We start from the raw sequence: 20,621 nt of genomic DNA on the forward strand, positions 1-20,621 counted from the left end.
ATTCTCTTATTCTCATTATAAATTTTAAATGTAAAAACGTATATCAAAATTTTAAGAACTCATTTATTTCTTCTATTTCATCATTAGGGTTAAGAATAGCCAAGACTTGATGATCTTCCCATATGCCATTAATATTTACATTTTTTCTAGCGATTCCTTCTCTATGAAATCCTGCTTTTTCGAGTACGCGCTGAGAAGGCAAATTACGTGGCATCACCCCAGCTTCAATGCGGTGAAGATGCAGCTCTTCAAACGCATAGTCAACAAGTGCTTTTATGGCTTCTGTTGCGTACCCTTTCCCATTATGATGGTGATCTAAAAAATAGCCGATAACTGCGCTTTGTAAAGATCCCCGCATCACTTGAAAAAGACTAATGGTGCCAATTAATTTATTATTCTCTTTTTGAAAAAGACCAAAATAGTATTCTTGATCGTTTTTCCTATTCTCTTCATGACGCTGAATTTTTTCTACTTGGCTCTCTAACGTATAAAAAGAATGTTCTCGAATCATAGAAAACTGTTCAAAAAAGGCGCGATTGTCATTTTGCAACCGAAGGCTGTCGTGCGCATCGCTGACAGTTAACGGGCGTAAATAAATAGCGTGACCCTCTATCATACTATGTCTCTCCTCTATTTCAAGAAATATATGTAAAAAAAGAAGGCTTTTTTTAAAAACCTTCCATTTTCTCACATATTAAACTTTTCTTGTTTGAATGTAAAGTTCTAAATCACTGCTTTTCTGCGTTGTGATATGTTCTGCTATGATTTTAGCTAGCACCATATTATACACCGTTCCGTTATCTCCATATCCGCTTAGAAAGTAACAGTTAGGCATTTCGTCATATATTCCGATAAGGGGAAGCCCGTCATGAGTGCCACCATAATAAGCGCTTATGTAATAATCAGCTTCGACTTGAAGATGAGGAAAAAGCTTATTGAACTCTTTTAAAAGTTTGTCTCTTTTATGAACGAGTTTGGCATCACGTTCTTGCGGCACAATCGTGTTTTCATCAAGACCGCCTATAATGACCCGATTATCGGAAGTTGTTCTCATGTAAATATACGGTCGAGCGGTTTCCCAAATTAAATTTCGGTTTTTCCATCCTTTAAAATCCTTTACAGGAGTCGTAACGATAGCATAGGAACTTGTGAGTACAGCTTTTTTCTCTCTCTTAAATTCTTGATTTTCATAGCCTCCTGCCATGATGACATATTTAGCTTTGATTTGTGATTTATTTTTAGTGAAAAATGCAGCTTCATTTTTTTCTAACTTTTGACCGACAATTTCTGTTTCTTCAAACATCCGAACCCCATGCTGTTTTCCATACTCTAACAGACCGAGTGTAAAGCCGTAAGGGTTCAGCTCTGCATCATTTTTAATAAGCATTGCCATTCGTTTTTTAAATCCATAATCTTTTTCAATTTGTTCTTCTGATAAGATTTCAGCTTCAAATCCATGCTTTTGCATATAAAAGTAGTCTTTATTTATCTTCGTGATATCTTCTTCATAACTTGCATAATACAAGCTGTCTCTTCTTATAAATTCTGCATTAATCGGAAGCTTTTTAGCTGCTTCCTCAATATCTGTAATAGCCTGTTCGCACAGCTTATAATGACGGACTGTTTTTTCTTCTCCAAACGTGTTGACTAATTCGTAAAACAATTTATCTCCTAAATATTGAATAAGAGAGGTATTTACAATTGTACTTCCATGCCCTGCTTTACGTTTATCAACAACCACAACATCAAGCCCCTGCTCACATAAATAGTAAGCACATTGTGCACCTGAACTTCCCCCTCCAATAATAAGAACATCGCACTCAATATCTTCCTCTAGAGATGGGTATACAGGCGGCTTCGCTACAGTTGTCTGCCAATAAGGGTTTCCAGATAATAAATCCATGCAACCCCCTCCTTTCTTCTCTGTATTATGCCCAATATAAGCTAATGTTTACATTAGCAGGATGAAAGAAGGAGGTGGGCTAAGCTTTTCGAGAATAATAAGCAGGTTATTAACGTAGAGGTCAGGTGATTAAAGAAGCCATTCATTAAACTCATCTTCTATACAATAGAATTAATCATGACTCTTAATACCATGAGCATGTAAAGTGCACGACTACAGTATTGATAAACGTCATGTCGTGATCTTCTGCTTTGGACACAGACCTCCAGTAAGTGCGTAAATATATATGACCGATAGTCATTTTTCGACTTCTTCACTACATAAAAAACTCCACGCAAAAACCACTTGGAAAATCACCAGATGGTTTTTTATGTTAGGTGGGGTGCACGCTCTGATTAACTGTGGATGGGTATAAAGCCTTACGCTCCAAAACAGACTTCTTTATAGAAAAGAATGAGGTGAAAAATACTTCTTCTCGGATTTTTCTTTTATTTACGTTTAACAGCAGCCGCCGAAGCCATAGCCGTAACCGCCAAAGCCACCATACGGATAACCACCGTAACCGTAGCCGCCATAGCCATATGGTGATAACAGTGAGCCTGCTACTAGCCCACCTGCTAATCCTCCTAAAAATGGACCTCCAAAGCCAAAGCCGAATGGTCTGCCAAAACCAAACGGTCTGCCAAAGCCAAACGGCCTGCCAATAAACCTTTCATCTGCGTGTTGAAGTTGATGATCTTGAGAATATATAGTAGGTAAAAAATGCATTTCTGAATTCATAAGAGAAACCTCCGTTTTTTTGTTTTTTGCTTTCACCCAAGAATATGCATTTACCTATTCGCTGTCTTGGGCAAATATCTTGGTTATGTTGAAAATAAGGGAAAAGAATTACGAAAAAAAACAAATTACTAGGTTTATATGAAAATGAGCTTGATTTCTCTTTAGTACCTAATACATACAAAAAGAAGCTGATCATGACTTAGAATGGTATATGGAAATTACTAACGTGTTTATTTCATAGTAAAAAACAAGAAGCCAAAGAAAAAATTCTTCGGCTTCTCCTTCATTATGTACGCAGGCTAAGGAGGAAGTGGTATTAGCCTGCTTTGTTATAACATGGGGGCTCATATATGAGATCTTGGGATGATTCATCCTATGTAGAAAGTGAAAAAACGTACCGTGTCCATCTTATTTTCTTATCTTTTTTTATTTCCATTGAAATAATTGGATATTTTTGGAGCACTTTTGCATTTCAGGCATATGTTAAAAATGTACTCAGAACTTGGAGGTGAAATATATGGGCTTCTATGGTGGCTGTGGTTATGGCGGTTACGGTTATGGCGGTGGCGGCTGCGGATTTGGCAGTGGCTTTGCTTTAATCATCGTATTATTCATTTTATTAATCATCATCGGCTGTGCTTGCTGGGGAGGATTTGGCGGTTGCTAATCATTAGAAATAATGATGAACAGCTTCATTTCCACTAATTTTTTTACCAAAAGCTAGCTTTCCACTTTATTATGAAAAAGCAGTGTCCACATAATGGGCACTGTTTTTAAGTGTGCTCATTATGAGACTCACCACTGAGAAAAAACAACATGCTTTTTAATCTACCGTTCCTTGTTTACGCCTTCTCATTACCTTATTTTTCTTGTTCATACTTCCCTTTCTTCTACATATTAATAGATAAAAAGATGAATTAAAAAGAGAGCCACTGTACAACTCTCTTCCCGCTTTAAGTAAAAAATTATACAAACGATTTTTTCAAGACGACCCGCTGATCATTTACAGTATAACCGTTTCTTTCATAAAAAGCCTGTGCAGCTCCTCCAGTCGCCGTCAAGAGATACAAGCTGTTGATATCGCGTCTTTGAAGTTCGTTCTCAAACCGGCTTAAGATAGCTGAACCATATCCTTTTCCCTGCACGCTTGCGCTGACGCAAAGCTCGGCCACGTAAAAGGTCATACCGCTGTATGATTTTTTCGCGTGACCTGCAATCATGCCAATTAAATTTCCTTTGTCATAAAATAAATAGCCCATAAATTTAGGCGTGTTCAGTAAATCAGTCAGCCTTTCTTTAGCTGATTCTTCCGTCCATGGTTCATCCCAAGGCTTTTCTGTAAATACATCTAGATACAAGTCAATGCACTGCTGTATATTCTCTGCAGTGAGAGGTACTGCTTTTCCGATCATTTTTACGCTTCCTTTTTTGTTTAGTTTGAAGGCTTGTTAACAATTCGCTCGTACATTTCCGGCAGGTGCTTAATTTTATAATCAATCGTCTCAAGCTTGTGATGGATTTCTTCGATTTCTTTTTGTACCGCTTTTTTATGATCCATCAGCATTTGCAGACTTTTATCAAGCACGGCATTTTCAAGCGTACAGTTTTCAATAAGCGTCCGAATGTCCTTGATTTGCATACCTGTGCTTTTTAAACAACAGATTAAATCAATCCATTCAATATCTTGTTCTTTAAAAATACGATTCCCTGACGCTGTACGATCTAAAAATGGAAAAAGCCCTTCTTTATCATAATAGCGAATGGTATAAATTGTCACGTTCAATTTTTTTGCCACTTGTGAAATGGTATACGTCATACTGCTTCCTCCTACACCTTAAACTTTTCAGAAAAACATGATGGTTTGTCTTGACCTCCAGTTATCTCGAGGATTTATTCTTTTATAGTCTTCTTCATTACGCTCTTTATGCCGCAGGTTTTTTGTACAAGCAGCAACATATATTTAAACCCGAAAGGATGAATACGATGAATACTGCTCACATGATGCTTACCATTGTAATTGGCGGTTTTATTGCCTTTTTATTAGGTCTTGGCGTCACCAAAATAATTGAGCTGCTGCTAAATTATTTTCTAGCTTAACCAGTAGTTACTTATCGTAAAACGCAGGTAACTCCGTTCCATATCCGAACGGAGTTACCTGTTTTATTTTAAGAACTAAAGCGCTTAAGGCACCATGTTACCAGCGGCTTTATAAATATCATACCATTCTTCGCGCATTAACTTGATTTCTGAACCTTTGCTCGCATCTTTCATACGTTGAATATTTGTCGTACCAAGCACTACTTGGATATTTGCAGGATGAGTTGTAATCCACGCAACGGCAATCGCTGTATTCGTCACGCTATATTTATTTGCGATGCGATCAATCACTTCGTTTAGCTTTCCAAATTTCTCTTTATCACCGAGGAAAGGTCCTTCAAAAAATCCGTTTTGGAATGGCGACCATGCTTGAAGCGTTATATCATTTAAACGGCAATATTCAAGCACACTGCTGTCGCGGTTCACAGCTTGGTCGATGCCCATATTTAAAGAAATACCAGAGTCTATGATTGGCGTATGTGCGATGCTGAACTGCACTTGGTTTACGACAAGCTTTTGGTTGATATATTTTTCAAGCAGCTGAATTTGCGCTGGATTGTGGTTCGACACACCAAAGTGACGTACCTTTCCGCTGCTTTGAAGCTCATTAAACGCTTCTGCTACTTCTTCAGGGTCCATTAGCGGATCTGGACGATGAAGTAATAAAAGATCTAAGTAATCTGTTTTTAAACGCTCTAAGCTGCCGTTAACAGAGTCTATGATATGCTTCTTTGAAAAGTCATAGTAATTTTTCGCTGAGTTAATGCCGCATTTACTTTGAATCACCATTTTCTCACGAAGACTTGAATTCATTTGTATAGCGTTTGCAAAATACTCTTCGCATTGTCCTACATAATCAGGACCGTAAATATCAGCATGGTCAAAAAAGTTAATTTCTTCTTCCATCGCTGTGCGGATTAGCTTCTCTGCTTCTGGTAAAGAAAGTTCTGTTAAACGCATATTCCCCATAATTAAATTTGATACGTGTAAGTCAGTATTAGCAATTGTATGATACTTCATATAAAGCCCCTCCTTGAAATGATACTACTACAAGATAAACCATAGAGTTAACTCTAGGTCAAGCAGAAAGAATAAAAGATTTTATAAGCAGCGATGGTAAAACACCCTATCTTTTTTGGTAAAAAGATGAAATACTAGGTTGTGGTGTGATAAAAGTCACTGCCGCTCTGCATTTCATTTAGTAGTATATGTTACGTTCTTTTCTTCCTTTTTATCGAAGCTTATTTCATAGCAATACATCAATTTACCAGGCAAAGGAGCTTATCAAACACTATGCAGAAAACGAAAGCAAAACGATTTGAAATACAGTATTCCGTTCTAAAAGATGAAGCCAAAATCAAAGGGACTTTTGTGATAGAATCTGCTAAAAACCGAGATGACGCATCAAGACTTGCTAAATTAAATGTCTCTACAAAAGAAAGAGTGTTTATTCAATATGTAAAGATTTTAAAAGTCAAACGAGTTTCTACAGATTCTGCGGCAAAGTGACATTGGTTTTCTTCTTCTTTTAGCAGCCCCCATTTATGCTGAAAGTGTCGTCTCAGAAGATGCTTGTTTCGTTCGTGTGAGTAATAAAACTAATCCAATAATACAAGCTGTGCCAATCCATTGATAAAAACCAAAAGGCTCTTTCAGCCAAACAACGGTTGTAATAACAGCGGCCAAAGGTTCTAAACTTCCAAGCAAACTCGTTTCTTTAGGTAAAAGACTTTGCAGGCTTTCTACATAAAACCAAAAAGCAAGCATCGTGCCAAAAATAATGACAAATAAAATATATCCCCAGGTTATTGGTGATAAGCTTGACGCTTCCCAAGGAGGATGAATAAAGCTCATTACGCTTCCCCCAATTACCATTGACCAGCCAACGATGACAAGCGAACTGTACTTTTTGATCAGCGGCACCGCATACAGCGTATAAAAAGCAGCCGCTACGCCGGATAACACTCCCCAAATAACGGCAGGTACAGGAACAGACAGCTGAGAAATAGAGCCGTTTGTTAATAAAAAAAAGCAGCCCCCCAGTGCCAGCAGAACAGTGATAACGTCTTGTCGCGTAAATATAGACTGCTTGCGCAAAAGTAAATAAATAATAATCATCACCGGTGATAAATACTGCAGCAGCGTAGCTACTGCTGCATTTCCATGCTTAATAGAAGCCATATACGTATACTGAACGGCGAGCATACCGACTATGGCAAAAACGACGAGCTGAAAAGCTGACTTTCGGTTCTTCCATACTCCAAGTACGTGAGAACGACTATTTTTTATACATGAAATCATTAGCAGCAAAAAACCCGCAATGAGCAGCCGTACTGAAACAAGCCAGTCCACGCTGATTTCAAATTCTTGAAAAAGCTTTTGAGCAACCGTTCCTCCCATCCCCCAACATATAGCTCCAGTTGTTACAAAGAAGAACCCTTTTTTTCTGCTGAAATCGTTCATCTTTTATCCCTCACTTTTATTATAAGAATAGTGTTATAATAAGTGAAAAACGGGGCAGAAAATACGCATATTGCATTAAAAAATATAAATATATTGAGGTGATCATGTATGCCAGCAGCCAATTTTAAAATTGACAAAAACTTAAAAGAGCTAACGAACCATCGCACCGTTGAGCTGCCCGTAGCATGTTATCAAACGACGATTAGTGATCACATAAACGGCTACATCCCTCTTCACTGGCATGATGAGCTTCAATTTGTATTGGTTATAAAAGGTGATGCGTCTTTTCAAATAAACGAAAAAATAGTGACTGTAACACAAGGCTACGGACTGTTTATTAACAGCGGATGTCTTCATATGACTGAAGACATAAACAAATCCGGCTGCGTGTACATTTGTTTAAATATTTCTCCTCATTTTCTTGTGCCGCAAGAACTTTTCACAAATTACGTTTATCCCTACATTCATGCAACGAATCTATCACATTTATTCATCAGTCCAAAGCAACCCTGGGGAAATAACGTGTTAGAGTCTATACATAAGATATACACGTGGATTCATAAGCAGCCGCACCACTATGAAATAGAGATTGCCTCTGAACTCAGCATACTTTGGAAAAATGTAATTCTTAACGGTTTGCAGCTGAAATACAATGAAAAAGAAATGATCAAAAATCAGCGGATGAAGCAAATGCTTAATTGGATTCATTTGCACTTTGCTGAAAAGATTACGCTCGATGATATTGCCAAAGCTGGACAATTGAGCCGTTCTGAATGCTGTCGATATTTTAAGAAAATGTTAAAAAAATCGCCTTTGACCTATGTATTAAACTATCGAATTCAGCAAAGCTTAGTTATGCTGCAGCAAGCAGAAGCAAATGTGACGGACGTCGCCTATCAAGTAGGATTTAATAGTACAAGCTATTTTATTAATCAGTTTCGAAAAGAAATGAAGATGACTCCGCTCATGTATCGAAAAAAGAAGCTGCACATCTCATCACCTTACTAAAAAACGGCGGGGCAATCACCCCGCCGTTTTTTATGAACTCTTTTTACTCGTTGATTTTGCATCAGAAATCTTTCCTAAGAAAAACCCATCTACTTCTGCTATTTTCCCTCTCCAAAAGATCTTGCCTTTAGAAGGAGTAGATTTACTGTCTCCACAGTAGATCTTTGTATTTTTCAAATGAATAAAATGGGCTTCTGCTTCTCCGTTTGATTCGCTCGCTTCGCTTGCTAAAGAGAATTGTTCGCTTAGCGCCTGAGCCACTTCACTGCCTTCTTCAAACGTTTCGCTTAAGTAATCAAAGTATTCTTTTGCTGAAATCATGGTACCGGAAATCACAGCGCCGTTTACATTTAATGAAATATCAAGTGAAAAGCCGTGTTGATTAGAAGCTTTTACAAAGTATTCAAGCGTATTGTCTTTAGTTGAAAAAGAAGGTCCTGTACTCATGTATTTCTTTCCTCCTTTATACCTTAGGCTGTTGTATCGTCTTCACTAGAAAGAGATGTTGCGTCTTCATCTTCTTCGTCTGTGTTTTTCTTTGCTTTTGTATTTTTTGATTTTTTAGCTGTTGATTTTTTTGGTTTAGTTTCTTTTTTTTCTTCGCTTTCGTCGTCTTCGTCTTCATCTTCTTCTGTTTTTACTTTTTTGTTCTTTTTGCTTGAGCGAGAATCTTCGTTTTCTTCCTCGCTGTCTTCGTCACTTTCTTCTTCTTCTTGCTCATTTTCTTTTTGATTTTTTTTACGAGGCTTAGACGTTTCTTCTTCGTTTTCATCGTCCTGCTCGTTTTCTTCGTTCTCATCGCTCTCTTCTTCGTCGGAATCTGTATCTTCTGTTTCTTCGTCTTGATTTTTATTGAGGCTAAGCTCAACAAGCATGTTCATTTTTTCTTCAAGCTGTGATAAACGATCTTGAAGAGTTTGATTTTCTTCTTTTAACTCGTCGTACTCTTGAACGTTATCGTCTTCTGTTTCGCTGCTAGAAGAATTTACGTTTTCTTCGTCATCTTTTGATTTATCTTTATCTTTATCTTTTTTAAACAAGCTTCCCGCAGATGTTTTCAGGCTGGCCACACTGCTTTTTGATTTTTCTTTTACCTTTGATCCTAAATCGGATGCTTTGCTTTTTAATTCGTCTGTATCAATGCGGTCAAGGAGACTTTTTCGATTTTCAGGAGTCGATACATATCCAATCGTTGCACCGATGATGCCTCCTGCTACCGCTCGTTTGATTGGCCCGCTGCTTGTTGTTTTACTTGCTTTTGAACCGTTCTTTTCTTTTGAACCGTTTTCCGTATTTTTATTTTCCTTGTTTTCTGCCTGTGTGTTATCTAATTTTGTTTCAGTTGCCATTGTAAATCCCTCCATTTTTTAAGTAGCGTACAGTTTTTACTGTTTCGTTTCTATTTTTTCTTCAAGCGTTTTTAACCGCTCATGCAGCATTTTATTTTCTTCTTCGAGCGCTTTGTTATTGGCTCCTTTTGAACTGAGATAGGGATCATTTTCCCACCAGTCCATGCCAATTTCTTTGGCTTTATCAACCGAAGCCACAATTAAGCGAATCTTTATCGTTAATAGCTCGACATCTGCAATTCCTACGGTGATGTCCCCCGCTATGACGACTCCTTTATCCAAAATCTTTTCGAGCACATCTACAATCGTACTTGACTGCATATTATGTTCGACTGCCATACTGTTCCTCCTACTGACCGCTTAAAGCAGGCTGCCTAGCGGTCCAAGATCAATATTTAAATCTTCTGCATCCAGACCGAACACCTCTTTCAACTCGTCCATTTTTTCTTCTAAGTTCATTAGTGCAATTCCTAAGTTTTCAATTTGTTCGTCCGTCAACGTTCCACCCTCCACCCGCCTCATGGCATGACGTTCAACGATTTGCCTCAATAGCTCAATAACTGTCATCACAAGCTGCGCTAAGCCTTGTTCAGCTTGATCAGGATCCAAGTGGATTCGTCCATTTGCTTGGCTGACCGGTTGCATCCATTAATTCCTCCTTTTGTTTATCAAATTGTTCAGAAGTAATTGGTTTGCGATTTCCTTCTTTTGCTTGCACCAGCGTTTCAACCGAAGAAATAAGCACCCGCAAATCCAAATACACTAAGTCGACGCCGGCTATGGAAATGATTAAGTCTCCTTTAATGGCGACTCCTTTATCTAAAATGACATCTAAAATATCAATAAGAGCAATATCTTTATTCTCCATGGATTGTTTAAGAGACATAATGTTAATTCCTCACTTTACGCAAAGCTCGAGAAATGATAGGGCGGCCATGGTCCCGTTACTTCAAATTTCCAGCCTTTATTTTCAAGCTTTTGCTGAAGCTCTTCTATTTCATTTACAAACTTAGTGATCTGCAGAGACGGGAGAAGAAATACGCTGTTCCACGCCATCTGTTCAGCTGCGCCCGTTACGTCCTTGCTCCAATTCTTTTTAACAGAGTCATAAAGCGACAGTTCTTTGAGCTTGTCATGTATCTCTTCACACACTTTATTTTTGTGAAGCTCTAGTTCTCTTTCAATCAGCTGATCTATTTTTTTCTTTTCAAAAAACTGTCTTCCTGGTGATAATTCACTAATTTCTTGTTTTTTCGATTTTACGCTTTCATTCGTTTCGCTGATTTCTTTTTTAAGCTCTTTATCATCACAGTAAATCTTCACATTCCACTCTTCATTTCCTTGAAGCAGCGTCAGTGAATTCTCTATCTTTTCTTTGTTAATCTCAATAGCTGCCTGCAGACTTTCTTTACTTTTATAAATGGTGCAAAATTTTAATGGAATGATCGTAAATTCTTCGTACAAAGCGGCTACCGTTTCATGATGATGAAATGCTTTTTCCTGCAGCCAGCTCATATCCTGCTCCATTTTTTCTTTAATCACTTCTTCTGAATAGCTGTCAGCATCCAGCTTAGAAACGACAGCCGTCACCTGATCAATCGTTATTGGGTACAGTGAATGTTCTCCGTCAAACCCTTTATAAGATGGAAACGGCTCTATGGCTGCTGCTTCTTTTGTTGGAATTAAACCGTATAAATACAGTAATTCTCCCATCTAGGATTCCTCATTTCTTTTTTGTGTTAGCTCTTCCCATTGTTCAATTTCTCTGCGTTTCGCAATTTCGTACCTCATTAACAATTCATCTTCTTTTTCTTGAAACGCTTCTTCCGGAATTTCACCAAGCTCAAACATCATTTGAAGCTGAATGAGTTTTTGCTGAATCGTCGGAAGGTCATATAGCTGTTTATCAGCTTCTTCCTGTACTTTTTCACCGATTTTCACTACAAGGTTAATAGGGGCGGTTACTAATTTGTGAAGCACGTTATTTCTCTTCTACTTTTAGGCGAATGTTTACAAAATTATAAGCAGGCCATGGACCGCTGTAATGAAAATCGGCTTTGTCTTTCCAGTTTTCATGCGCTTCATTCACTTTTTCATCAAACTTTGCTTCATCTTCTCGGTTAATTAAGAAAGACGCGTTTAAAAGCATCGTTTCGCCCGTTGGCTCATTTGCTTTTGCTGCTTCCGCTGCTTCTTCAAGCGGAGAAAATACATCTGTCTTGACTTCTTTTTGCAGGGAAGTAAACATCTTTTGAGCCATTCCCCCAAGTTGAATACGCTCATAATAACCGGCTGCTTCTGATTTTCCTTTTACCGATGCTGATACTTTTTCAAGTTCAGGATTTTCGTTTACTTTTTTCTCAAGCCATTCTTTTTTCCCAATTACTTTTAAACCGACTTCAATTTTTCCTTTGATCGCTGGAAACAGCTTTTCAAACTGCGGATAAAGATTTTCCAAAAGAACTTTTACATCTTCTTTGGATTTAAATACATTCCCAAAGCTGATTGGAATAACCGTATCGTTTTTGTCCATAATCGCTGCTACTGCGTTTTGATGCATTAATAAATTTTGGCGATTAGGATGATAAATTTTCATCGGTACTTCAGCTGCTACCATAGCTGCGTCTTTATAGCGAATCAAAAATGTTTCAGCTTTTGTTCCTTCTACTTCCACCGAGCCAAATTCTTCGTCTTTATCCGTTTGAATGGCGCTAAAAATATAAATACCTGTTTCGTTTGTTTCACTCATGTTTTCAAGCTCCTTTACTTTTCTTCCGTGTCTATATTCTTACATTCTTCTAAAATGATTTTTTCGGCTTTGCTTTTTGCGTTTTCTTCATCCAAACATTTGGTAAGCGGATGATGCAAAATATCCATACATAACGTTTGAAAATCTTCGTCATTTCCATCGATAGCAATGTCTTGCTGCGTGGCGAGAGTAGCGATCATAAGCGAAGCCCGAAGGCTAAGTCCGCTGCTGTTTTCGTCTCCAGAACGGTTTCGCACGTTTGCTACGAGCGTTACAATTGTGCGCGCTTCGTCTTCTTCTACGTCCGTTTTCTCTGTTAAAATCGCTGTCTCTCTGTCGATGTCTTTATAGTCAATAAACATGGTAATTAACCTGTCAAGAAGCGCATCTTGCGTATCGTATACGCCGGCATACTCAGCTGGATTGCTTGTAAAGATGACGCGAAAATCGGGATGCACGCGCACAAAAGGATCGGTCATTTTTACTCCATACAGCGGAAGCACGCCTTCTTCTAATATTGATAGAAAGATATTATTCGTTGCAGGCTTAGACCGAGTAAATTCGTCGTAAATCAGCGTATAGCCATTTTTTACAGCTTCAAGCAATCGGCCATCCTGCCAGTTTTCACTCACTTGTTCATCTTTTTTATAGACAGAACGAACATACTGGTCGATTACTTTTTTGCTCGTGTATCCCGTAAAATCGCCAATTAAATCTTTATTGTTGAGCTCGTGATTCCCGTGCATCAGCATCACAGGACGCTTTCTCTTTTTAGCAAGCGCTCGCGCTAAAGAGGTTTTGCCTCCGCCGGCAGGACCTGTAAAATGAATGGAATAGCCGGATTTCAAATAGCTCAGCGCTCTTGAAAGAATCTCTTTTGTCTCGTCATCTTGTATAAAAGCTCCACTGCCTTTTTTCCTTTTGTCTGTTAAGACGGTCATTTTTACGTTCCTCCTGCCATCTTATCGTTTATGCTTCAATGCCAATGGCGCTTCTATATCTGACGTCGAGTCGTTTGAATGAAATGACTTCTTTTTCTTTATTTAAAAAGCACTCGTATGTTCCGAGCATTTCATCTTTTGCGTACTTTTTCATATATTCTCGTTCTTCAATGACTTCAACAATAACTCTCCAGCCTTCATCTTCAGTAGCTTCCACCGAGGTAATTTTATGAGGAGGAGCTACGTTTTCAGCAAAAAAGTCGTTCACGGCTTGCATAATTTTTTTAATTTCCATCTTTAGTAGCCTCCAATAGTTAGATCTAAAAGCTGGAACCACCCTCAAAAAGGAAGGTTCCATACCACTTCATATTAAATGCTAAAACGCGGCTGTCCTTCACTTGAATTTGAACGTTCAGGAAGACCGTTTTCTTCTACGTCGTCACGAAGAAGCCCCACTGCTTCTGCATAGCGTAACCATGTATCAACACTAGCAATAACCACTCGTGCTTCAATTGTTAAAATTTCAATTCCTACAACAGACACTCTTGCAAAAGCATCAATAACAATTCCTTTATCTAAAATACGGTCAATTACTTCTGCTAAACTTGAACTATTAGTACTTTTTTGAATAGACATATCCCATTTCTCCTTTCGCTTATGATCCCATTGTTTTTAAATCTGTAGATGATTTAATATCATTGGAACTTTTAATCTTAGTAGAGCTTTTAATATCGGTTGCTTTTTTAATCTGATTTACGCCTTTTATTTTCCGCTTGTTTTTTGACTTCTCTTTATCGTCTGAAGAAAAAACTTTTTCTTGAAAGTTTTCTCCAGCTTCTTTCACATCGCTAAGCTTATCTTTGACCGATAATAAGACGTCTTGAAGCTTATCTTTTGCTTCTTCCCCTTTGCCGTGTACCTTACTGGCGTTTTTCTCTTTTGTTTTCTGCAGTTTTTCTGACGCTTCATTTGCTTTTTCCTGCAGTTTCCCTTCGGTTTTTTCGACAAACTTTTCTTTTGCTTTTTCTTTAACTTTTTCTTTAACCTTTTCTTCTACTTTTTCCTTAACAGGTTCAGGCGTGTGCTCAACTATTTTTTTTCCCGCTTTTAGTGCTGCTTTCTCCACATCTTTTTTATCCATGAAATTCCCCTTCAGGACGGATATCTTACTTCTTCGCGTCCATGAGTTTGTTTAGCATTTCTTCAATGCGCTGCAGCTGATCATTCATATTTTTATTTTCTTCTTTTAACTCTTCGTACTGTGACGTTTCCATTTCTGCGCTTTCGCTGACTTCTTCCTGCGAATCTCCCTGTTCATTTGATGCATCTTCTTTTTTCTTTTTAGGTGCCAGCAGCTTGCTTAAATTGTCTTTTTCAAGATAGCCTGTAGCCGTCTGTCTTAACGCCCCCATCGCTTGCTGCGTTAAAATATCCTGTGCGTTTCTTCTTAACTCTTGCCCTGTCGCACGTACAATTTCTGATTGTCCTAAGCGGCTGAGTACTTTTTTACTCGTTTGCGGACTTGAAAGAAGTCCAATTCCCGCTCCTACTACGCCTCCTAAAATGGCAAGATTTAAAGAGTTTTGTGTTTTTTCTTCTTGCTGCTGATTTTGTTGTTTTTCATTTTGATCAGTTGTTGTCATGTTCCATCCTCTTTTCTCTTATTATTATTTATTAAATGAATCTTCTAATGATTAAAAGACTTAAAAGCTAAGCCCTGCTCCTCGCTCCTCTGTTCGGCCAGGCAGCCCTTCTTCCTCTACTTTGTCGGTTAATAACCCGACGGCTTCTGCGTAGCGAAGCCACGTATCGACACTTGCAATAACCACTCGTGCTTCAATCGTTAAAATTTCAATTCCTACGAGTGATACTCGAGCAAAAGCATCGATGACAATTCCTTTGTCTAGAATTCGATCAATCACTTCTGCTAAACTTGAACTATCTGTACTTTTTTGAATACTCATTTTTAGCAGCTCCTTTCGAAATTTAACTAAATGAATGATGCTACTAAACAACCTGCTTAACTTTTTTAGTAAACATACTTTTGAAATATACTTTTTAACCATCTTTCAAACATGAATAATTTGCTAAAAATTAATTCCTAAAAAATAATTAGAAAATTATTCTACTTCGTATAATAGTTTACAGTTAATTTAAGGATGTATTTTACACGAAAATCCCGTTGTTAAAGCTTTTACTGAAATTAAAATTCCAAAATAAAACAATAAATACATTATTGTTACAATAATATTACATTATAATTTAAGGCATATTATTTTCAGGGTACCCTGAAAAAATTTGATGTTTTTAACTATTATGGAATATTATTGTGCGTTAAGTTCACTTAAACAAAGCCAGCGCATAAAAAAGCTGTCGCACTGCGACAGCTTTCTCTTACATATCATACGTTCTATAAAATCATTCCTGTTAAAGGCGCTTTTGGGTTTCCATCATGATCTGAATCTTCTTTGTCTACTAAAACAAGCAAGCTGCCTTCTTTGACTGAATCATTATATTGTTCGGCCTGCTGTTTTGGAATTCCCATACCGACTAAAATACCTGACAAACCTCCTACACTCGCACCAGCTGCTGCACCTGTTAATGTAGCTACAATCGGACCAGCCGCTACAATTGGGCCTATTCCCGGGATTGCAAGAGCACCGGCACCTGCTAATATTCCGGTCAAGCTCCCTAGCGTACCTCCAGTAAGCGCTCCGGTTGCTGCCCCTTCTGCTTTTGTATTCGTTTCTTTCTGAACTTTTTTAGTCTTTTTATGTTTACCGATGATAGATATTTCTTCTGATGCGTATCCTTCTTTTTTTAAACTGTCTACAGCATGAATTGCTTCTTGTTCCGTTTCATATACTCCAACAACATTCTTTGCTTTTGCTTCCATACTATCTCCTCCTCATTAATGTTGTGTGTACCCGAGAGTAGCGCTTTGAAACGTTTTAGAGAGTAAGAGGTCTTCTCTATTCTTAAATAAATAGCCCTAAATCACTTTTCATTTAGTGACGTTTTTATTTAAAAATGAATGAACTCGCTCTTTATTTAACCATATCCCTCCACAAGCAATGAAGCATGCAACCGTACTGAAAGCCAACGCGTAGCTCCGGAACCAATCCACAAGGAGCCCAAACCAAATCGGTGCGAGCACGATGGCAAATTGATTGAGCGTTAACGCAATGCTTACCGTTAAACCAATAAAACGATCATCAGCTTTTTCTGCTATTAACACGATAAACAAACTAAACCAGCCAATTGCAAAAAAGCCAAGGCTAAAACAAACTGCAGCTAGTAGCCAAAAAGGCAAAGTAAATCCAATATAAGAAATAGCTATGATTAGTCCTACAGTCACCCAAACCGTCGCTTGCAAAGGTGTTCTTCGATTTCCGTTATACACATGATCGCTTACCCAAGCTAAAGCAATTCTCCCAATCATTCCCCCTAACAGCGTGACGCTCAGCAACATGCCCGCGGAAGCAAAATCCATCTTTATGGCTTTCGTTAAATAGCTTATAAAGTGCGCCACAATGATCATTTGAAGGGAAATCATTGAAATACCTACAAAGAATAAGGAATAGAGCGTTTTATCTTGAGAAATACGCATGATTTTTTGAAGAAGCGTAAATGTTTCTTTTTTTTCTGGCGATGATGGGTATTCTCGATAGAATATAAAAAAAAGAAGACCCCCTCCAATAGCTGCCGCAGCCTGTACGAGAACAGCCCCATGCCACCCGTATTGATAAAACACCAGCGGTAATGCCGCGGAAGCAACAGCGCCTCCAATGGGAATTCCCGTTTGCCGAATCCCCATGGCAAGGCCTCTATGATGAGAAGGAAACCACTTCACCACGGCTTTGCTTCCTCCTGGCTGTGCTGTTCCATACCACACGCCTGCTGCAAGAAGTACGCCTGTTAGATACAAATAATGATCGGCTCTATAGGCAAAAAGCATGCTTACCCCCAGCAAAATAGATCCTCCTCCTACAAGCCATCTTTCTCCATAGCGATCCATCCAGTTTCCAAAGAACAGCATGGAAAAAATTGGACCAATTTGAACAGCTGATACGAGCAGTCCTGTTTGAAACTGCGATAAATCATATATTCTTTGCCAAAGCGCTGCCAATGGTCCTATCCCATACGTGACAAACGTGGCACACGCCTGAGACAGCGTGGCAATAAATAAAATCATCCACTTATAAGAAGCTTTTTGTCTGCTCATTTTCTCTCCTCCACCTTTACTTTCAGTGTAGAGTAGCGGTGATATCATGTAAAATAAGGAATAAAGATAAAAGTCATCAATAAAAGTGATAGCTGAAGGAGGAGATTTGATGGATATAAAAGATTTGCTTGTTTTTACGACAGTAGCAGAAGAAAAAAACATTTCAAAAGCTGCCAAAAGTTTAAGCTACGTGCAGTCGAATGTGACGATGCGAATTCAGCAGCTAGAAGCTGAACTCGGTACACAGCTATTTGAACGCAGCGGTAAAGGCGTAACGTTAACTTCCAGCGGAGAGCTGTTGCATCGTTATGCTGAACAAATTCTGCGTTTAACCAACGAAGCTACTATAGCTGTTCAAAGCAGCTCGCATACGCCGATAGGACCCTTAAAAATAGGTGCAACTGAATCCACCGCAGCTCTTCGGCTGCCGCCTTTGCTTTCTACTTATTGCACTGCCTACCCGGATGTAGACTTCATTTTAGAAACACATACAACCGATGTTCTTATTCACCTAGTTTTAACCCGAAAACTTGAAGGCGCATTTGTTGCAGGCAGCTGTGAACATCCCGATCTAAACTCTTTATTTACTCAAGATGAAGAGCTTGTACTTGTGAGCCGGCATCCTCTTCCTTCTCTTTACAGCCTAAACGATATGAACCTATTAGCTTTCAGCAGCGGATGCGCATATCGACATACGTTAGAAATGCTTATGACAAAAGAAGCCGTGTTTCCAAAACGCATATTAGAATTTGGTACCATTGAAGCCATTATTGGGTGTGTAAAAGCAGGTATGGGCGTAGCTGTAATGATGAAATCCATTGTATCTAACTATAATTCATTAACGTTAACTCCGCTGCCGCAGCCATATAGAAAGGTTCCTACTTTTTTTATTACGCGGAAAGATGCCTTTGTATCGGCGGCTTTACGTGAATTTTCTTTTCTTCTGACTGACCAGCTTTGCACAACAAAACCCTAAGAAAATAGGCGTTCTTAGGGTTTTGACTTAAGCAGCGGCGGGATTCTTCTTAACAAATTTCATAAATAATCCGCGAACTAAAGGTCCCATAATGAGAAGTTGAAGCGGATAGGCTACGATAAAGTTTTTCATAACGATCAATGCATAGCTTGAAAGAATCGGCTCTCCGTCTAAACCTTTCGTAAGTGACATCGTAATTAATCCGTATATAGACATAGAAAGCACCATTCCGATCACCATACATGATGATAAAATCAACACGACTTTTAACTGTTTAGACTTATCAAACGGCAGTGAAAATGCTACTTTTTTTGCTACGGGTCCTACTAAGAAAGTTTCGATAATCATGGCAACTACAAATGTGATAACCAAATTCAAAATACCTTCTGCAAGTGTGATATGCCCGATGACATCATTCATTAACATGTTATACATCGTCATCACAAGCACCATCCCTCCGCACATCATCATTCCAAAATAAATACTTTCTTTTTTAGTTGTTGGCACATTCCTCATCCTTTTCATGTTTTTTACTTGGCTTAGTATAGCTTTTTATCTTCCTTCTTCGTAAGTGAACATTTTGTGAACATTCATCTAAAAAAATGCCCTGTGACCAAAAAACAGTCACAGAGCATTTTTTTAGACTTAAGCGGCGCGTGCTCTTTTTTAGTAGGGCTGAGTATGGCAAATTACTCTAGTCTACATCGTTAATAAGTGTTTAGAGATTTAACAAAAAACCCCCGCTTTAGGAGCTAAAGCGGGGGGGGTTTTATAGAGATTCCGTGTGAGATGCAGGCGGAATTGGTGTTTGGGTTCGAAATACTTTTTCCCATTTCGAGACGACGATACAGGCAATGGCGTGGCCTGGAACGTTAACTCCTGTTCTGGCCATATCCATGATGCGGTCCACTCCTGCAATGATTGCGACTCCTTCAGCCGGCAGACCTACTGCGTTGGCTGTTGCTAAAAGAACAACAAGTGAACCTGACGGGACAGCCGCGATTCCTTTACTTGTCATCACGAGTATAAGCATCATAAATAATTGCTGAGTTAATGGCATATCGATGTTAAAAGCCTGTGCTAAAAAGACGCATGAAACGGATAAATACAGCGTGGAGCCATCACAGTTTAACGACAGGCCCGACGGAATAACGAACGAAACCACTCGTTTAGGACATCCGTACTTTTCCATCCGTTCCATCAGCTGTGGCAGCACCGTTTCCGTACTTGTTGTTGAAAACGCAATAAGAAACAAATCCCAAATCATTTTGAATACTTCAAAGTAGTTGAATTTGAACAAAAACCCAACAAGCGGAAATAAAACAAATAAAATAATAAAAAGACCTAAAAAGACGGTTCCAATTAGCTTCAGCATTGGAAGCAGAAGTACAATGCCGTATTGCCCCACAGATGCGGCCATTAGCGCTAATACACCAAGAGGCGCTGTAACCATAACAATTTGCGTTAATTTAAACATAATTTTAGCGGTGGATTCAAAAAATTTCATTGCAGGTTCGGATGCTTTACCAACTCCTGAAGCGGCAACACCGAATAAAATAGCAAAGAAAATCACGGCCAGCAAATCATTTTTTGCCATCACATCGACGATATTCGTTGGAATGATGTTTAAAATCATTTGTTTAAAGTCCACGACTTTGTCGGTGTACTGAGACAATTCACCGATATCTTTTTTAACAAGATGAGAAAGATCGAGGCCTACTCCAGGCTTTAGCAAATTCACTAACAGCAGACCGATTCCTAATACAATGGTAGTAATGATTTCAAACCAAATAATCGTCTTTAACCCTAAACTCCCCATTTGTTTCATACTGCCGCTTCCCGCAGCACCTATGACGATGGTTGAAAAGACAATCGGCACCACAATCATTTTAATGAGGCGGATAAACCCGTCTCCTACCGGTCTTAAAGCCATCCCGAAGTCTGGAAAAAAGTGCCCGATAACAGCTCCAATTACTAATGCAATTAAAATTTGAAACGCTAAAAATTTTTTCACATTTCTCCCTCCCTTTTGTCTTCATGAAACGGACATCTATTCCATTAATATCCAATCCCTCAGACACTTTAAGTAAGTTCGGGACATTTAGCTAGATTCCTTCTAAAATAGACAAA

29 protein-coding genes are annotated in these 20,621 nt (G+C 38.6%); 4 read left to right on the forward strand and 25 right to left on the reverse strand.

Annotated features, from left to right (window positions below):
• Positions 1–43: 43 nt before the first annotated feature.
• The 3 genes from SB717_RS24070 to SB717_RS24080 all read right to left on the reverse strand — a co-directional run bounded on the left by SB717_RS24070 (position 44) and on the right by SB717_RS24080 (position 2,683).
• Positions 44–616, reverse strand: a complete 573-nt coding sequence (locus SB717_RS24070) for a GNAT family N-acetyltransferase (protein WP_098622220.1) — start codon at positions 614–616, stop codon at positions 44–46.
• 78 nt (positions 617–694) lie between these two features.
• A complete protein-coding gene (locus tag SB717_RS24075) occupies positions 695–1,903 on the reverse strand; it encodes an NAD(P)/FAD-dependent oxidoreductase (RefSeq protein ID WP_410904946.1) in 1,209 nt (402 codons plus the stop codon).
• Between the two features lie 498 nt (positions 1,904–2,401).
• On the reverse strand, positions 2,402–2,683 hold the full coding sequence (locus SB717_RS24080) for a hypothetical protein (protein WP_410904947.1): 282 nt from the start codon (positions 2,681–2,683) through the stop codon (positions 2,402–2,404).
• A 517-nt stretch (positions 2,684–3,200) separates the two neighbouring features.
• Between SB717_RS24080 and yjcZ the strand changes: the two genes are divergently transcribed.
• The gene (gene yjcZ, locus SB717_RS24085; protein WP_014459214.1) at positions 3,201–3,350 is read left to right on the forward strand and encodes a sporulation protein YjcZ; all 150 of its coding nucleotides are present in this window, start codon (positions 3,201–3,203) and stop codon (positions 3,348–3,350) included.
• A gap of 298 nt (positions 3,351–3,648) precedes the next feature.
• Here yjcZ and SB717_RS24090 read toward each other — a convergent pair whose 3' ends face one another.
• The 3 genes from SB717_RS24090 to SB717_RS24100 all read right to left on the reverse strand — a co-directional run bounded on the left by SB717_RS24090 (position 3,649) and on the right by SB717_RS24100 (position 5,800).
• The gene (locus tag SB717_RS24090; RefSeq protein WP_410904948.1) at positions 3,649–4,095 is read right to left on the reverse strand and encodes a GNAT family N-acetyltransferase; all 447 of its coding nucleotides are present in this window, start codon (positions 4,093–4,095) and stop codon (positions 3,649–3,651) included.
• 20 nt (positions 4,096–4,115) lie between these two features.
• A complete protein-coding gene (locus tag SB717_RS24095) occupies positions 4,116–4,499 on the reverse strand; it encodes a MerR family transcriptional regulator (protein ID WP_025751010.1) in 384 nt (127 codons plus the stop codon).
• Positions 4,500–4,864: 365 nt separating this feature from the next.
• Positions 4,865–5,800 (reverse strand): aldo/keto reductase, encoded by a 936-nt coding sequence (locus SB717_RS24100; RefSeq protein ID WP_410904949.1) that lies wholly within the window; start codon positions 5,798–5,800, stop codon positions 4,865–4,867.
• A gap of 273 nt (positions 5,801–6,073) precedes the next feature.
• Here SB717_RS24100 and SB717_RS24105 point away from each other — a divergent pair, with 273 nt between their 5' ends.
• On the forward strand, positions 6,074–6,289 hold the full coding sequence (locus SB717_RS24105) for a hypothetical protein (RefSeq protein WP_013057984.1): 216 nt from the start codon (positions 6,074–6,076) through the stop codon (positions 6,287–6,289).
• Between the two features lie 33 nt (positions 6,290–6,322).
• Here the strand turns inward: SB717_RS24105 and SB717_RS24110 are convergent, their stop codons facing one another.
• Positions 6,323–7,243 (reverse strand): EamA family transporter, encoded by a 921-nt coding sequence (locus SB717_RS24110; protein WP_410904950.1) that lies wholly within the window; start codon positions 7,241–7,243, stop codon positions 6,323–6,325.
• Positions 7,244–7,351: 108 nt separating this feature from the next.
• Between SB717_RS24110 and SB717_RS24115 the strand changes: the two genes are divergently transcribed.
• Positions 7,352–8,251, forward strand: coding sequence for an AraC family transcriptional regulator (locus SB717_RS24115; protein ID WP_410904951.1), 900 nt, complete (start codon positions 7,352–7,354; stop codon positions 8,249–8,251).
• Positions 8,252–8,281: 30 nt separating this feature from the next.
• On the opposite strand, the gene gvpU is transcribed toward SB717_RS24115, so the two are convergent.
• The 16 genes from gvpU to SB717_RS24195 form a co-directional block, all read right to left on the reverse strand.
• Positions 8,282–8,698, reverse strand: coding sequence for a gas vesicle accessory protein GvpU (gvpU, locus tag SB717_RS24120; RefSeq protein WP_074679893.1), 417 nt, complete (start codon positions 8,696–8,698; stop codon positions 8,282–8,284).
• A 23-nt stretch (positions 8,699–8,721) separates the two neighbouring features.
• On the reverse strand, positions 8,722–9,600 hold the full coding sequence (gvpT, locus tag SB717_RS24125) for a GvpT/GvpP family gas vesicle accessory protein (RefSeq protein WP_251460725.1): 879 nt from the start codon (positions 9,598–9,600) through the stop codon (positions 8,722–8,724).
• Positions 9,601–9,636: 36 nt separating this feature from the next.
• Positions 9,637–9,939 (reverse strand): gas vesicle protein, encoded by a 303-nt coding sequence (locus SB717_RS24130; RefSeq protein ID WP_074679887.1) that lies wholly within the window; start codon positions 9,937–9,939, stop codon positions 9,637–9,639.
• A 21-nt stretch (positions 9,940–9,960) separates the two neighbouring features.
• Positions 9,961–10,245, reverse strand: coding sequence for a gas vesicle protein K (locus SB717_RS24135; protein ID WP_013057990.1), 285 nt, complete (start codon positions 10,243–10,245; stop codon positions 9,961–9,963).
• On the reverse strand, positions 10,199–10,486 hold the full coding sequence (locus tag SB717_RS24140) for a gas vesicle protein (RefSeq protein ID WP_013057991.1): 288 nt from the start codon (positions 10,484–10,486) through the stop codon (positions 10,199–10,201). The genes SB717_RS24135 and SB717_RS24140 overlap by 47 nt, the downstream gene beginning before the upstream one ends.
• A 17-nt stretch (positions 10,487–10,503) precedes the next feature.
• Complete coding sequence (locus tag SB717_RS24145; protein ID WP_074679884.1) at positions 10,504–11,313, reverse strand: GvpL/GvpF family gas vesicle protein; 810 nt, start codon at positions 11,311–11,313, stop codon at positions 10,504–10,506.
• The gene (locus SB717_RS24150) at positions 11,314–11,580 is read right to left on the reverse strand and encodes a gas vesicle protein GvpG (RefSeq protein ID WP_013057993.1); all 267 of its coding nucleotides are present in this window, start codon (positions 11,578–11,580) and stop codon (positions 11,314–11,316) included.
• A 1-nt stretch (position 11,581) separates the two neighbouring features.
• Positions 11,582–12,349 (reverse strand): GvpL/GvpF family gas vesicle protein, encoded by a 768-nt coding sequence (locus SB717_RS24155; RefSeq protein ID WP_016764909.1) that lies wholly within the window; start codon positions 12,347–12,349, stop codon positions 11,582–11,584.
• Between the two features lie 14 nt (positions 12,350–12,363).
• Positions 12,364–13,290: a gas vesicle protein GvpN gene (gene gvpN, locus SB717_RS24160; protein WP_098622212.1), complete on the reverse strand. Its 927-nt coding sequence runs from the start codon at positions 13,288–13,290 to the stop codon at positions 12,364–12,366.
• A 28-nt stretch (positions 13,291–13,318) separates the two neighbouring features.
• The gene (gene gvpO / locus SB717_RS24165; RefSeq protein WP_028414534.1) at positions 13,319–13,585 is read right to left on the reverse strand and encodes a gas vesicle protein GvpO; all 267 of its coding nucleotides are present in this window, start codon (positions 13,583–13,585) and stop codon (positions 13,319–13,321) included.
• A gap of 74 nt (positions 13,586–13,659) precedes the next feature.
• Positions 13,660–13,926 (reverse strand): gas vesicle structural protein GvpA, encoded by a 267-nt coding sequence (gvpA, locus tag SB717_RS24170; RefSeq protein ID WP_013057997.1) that lies wholly within the window; start codon positions 13,924–13,926, stop codon positions 13,660–13,662.
• Between the two features lie 19 nt (positions 13,927–13,945).
• Positions 13,946–14,431, reverse strand: coding sequence for a gas vesicle protein GvpQ (gene gvpQ / locus SB717_RS24175; protein WP_410904952.1), 486 nt, complete (start codon positions 14,429–14,431; stop codon positions 13,946–13,948).
• Positions 14,432–14,456: 25 nt separating this feature from the next.
• Positions 14,457–14,933: a GvpT/GvpP family gas vesicle accessory protein gene (gvpT, locus tag SB717_RS24180; protein ID WP_057244327.1), complete on the reverse strand. Its 477-nt coding sequence runs from the start codon at positions 14,931–14,933 to the stop codon at positions 14,457–14,459.
• A gap of 60 nt (positions 14,934–14,993) precedes the next feature.
• Positions 14,994–15,254 (reverse strand): gas vesicle structural protein GvpA, encoded by a 261-nt coding sequence (gene gvpA / locus SB717_RS24185; protein WP_013058000.1) that lies wholly within the window; start codon positions 15,252–15,254, stop codon positions 14,994–14,996.
• 446 nt (positions 15,255–15,700) lie between these two features.
• The gene (locus tag SB717_RS24190; RefSeq protein ID WP_074679873.1) at positions 15,701–16,186 is read right to left on the reverse strand and encodes a general stress protein; all 486 of its coding nucleotides are present in this window, start codon (positions 16,184–16,186) and stop codon (positions 15,701–15,703) included.
• Between the two features lie 108 nt (positions 16,187–16,294).
• Entirely contained in the window at positions 16,295–17,515 is a 1,221-nt protein-coding gene (locus SB717_RS24195) for an MFS transporter (RefSeq protein ID WP_410904953.1), read from the reverse strand.
• A gap of 109 nt (positions 17,516–17,624) precedes the next feature.
• On the opposite strand from SB717_RS24195, the gene SB717_RS24200 reads away from it, so the two are divergent.
• The gene (locus SB717_RS24200; RefSeq protein WP_410904954.1) at positions 17,625–18,491 is read left to right on the forward strand and encodes a LysR family transcriptional regulator; all 867 of its coding nucleotides are present in this window, start codon (positions 17,625–17,627) and stop codon (positions 18,489–18,491) included.
• A gap of 27 nt (positions 18,492–18,518) precedes the next feature.
• Here the strand turns inward: SB717_RS24200 and SB717_RS24205 are convergent, their stop codons facing one another.
• Together SB717_RS24205 and gltP are read right to left on the reverse strand one after the other, a co-directional pair.
• A complete protein-coding gene (locus tag SB717_RS24205; protein ID WP_410904955.1) occupies positions 18,519–18,998 on the reverse strand; it encodes a DUF2798 domain-containing protein in 480 nt (159 codons plus the stop codon).
• A 262-nt stretch (positions 18,999–19,260) separates the two neighbouring features.
• Positions 19,261–20,505 carry a glutamate-aspartate/proton symporter GltP gene (gene gltP / locus SB717_RS24210; protein WP_029715022.1) on the reverse strand — a complete coding sequence of 415 codons (1,245 nt, stop codon included), beginning with the start codon at positions 20,503–20,505 and terminating at the stop codon, positions 19,261–19,263.
• Positions 20,506–20,621 lie beyond the last annotated feature (116 nt).

Origin of the sequence: Priestia sp. SIMBA_032, assembly GCF_046535215.1 — a bacterium.
GTDB classification, from domain to species: domain Bacteria; phylum Bacillota; class Bacilli; order Bacillales; family Bacillaceae_H; genus Priestia; species Priestia aryabhattai.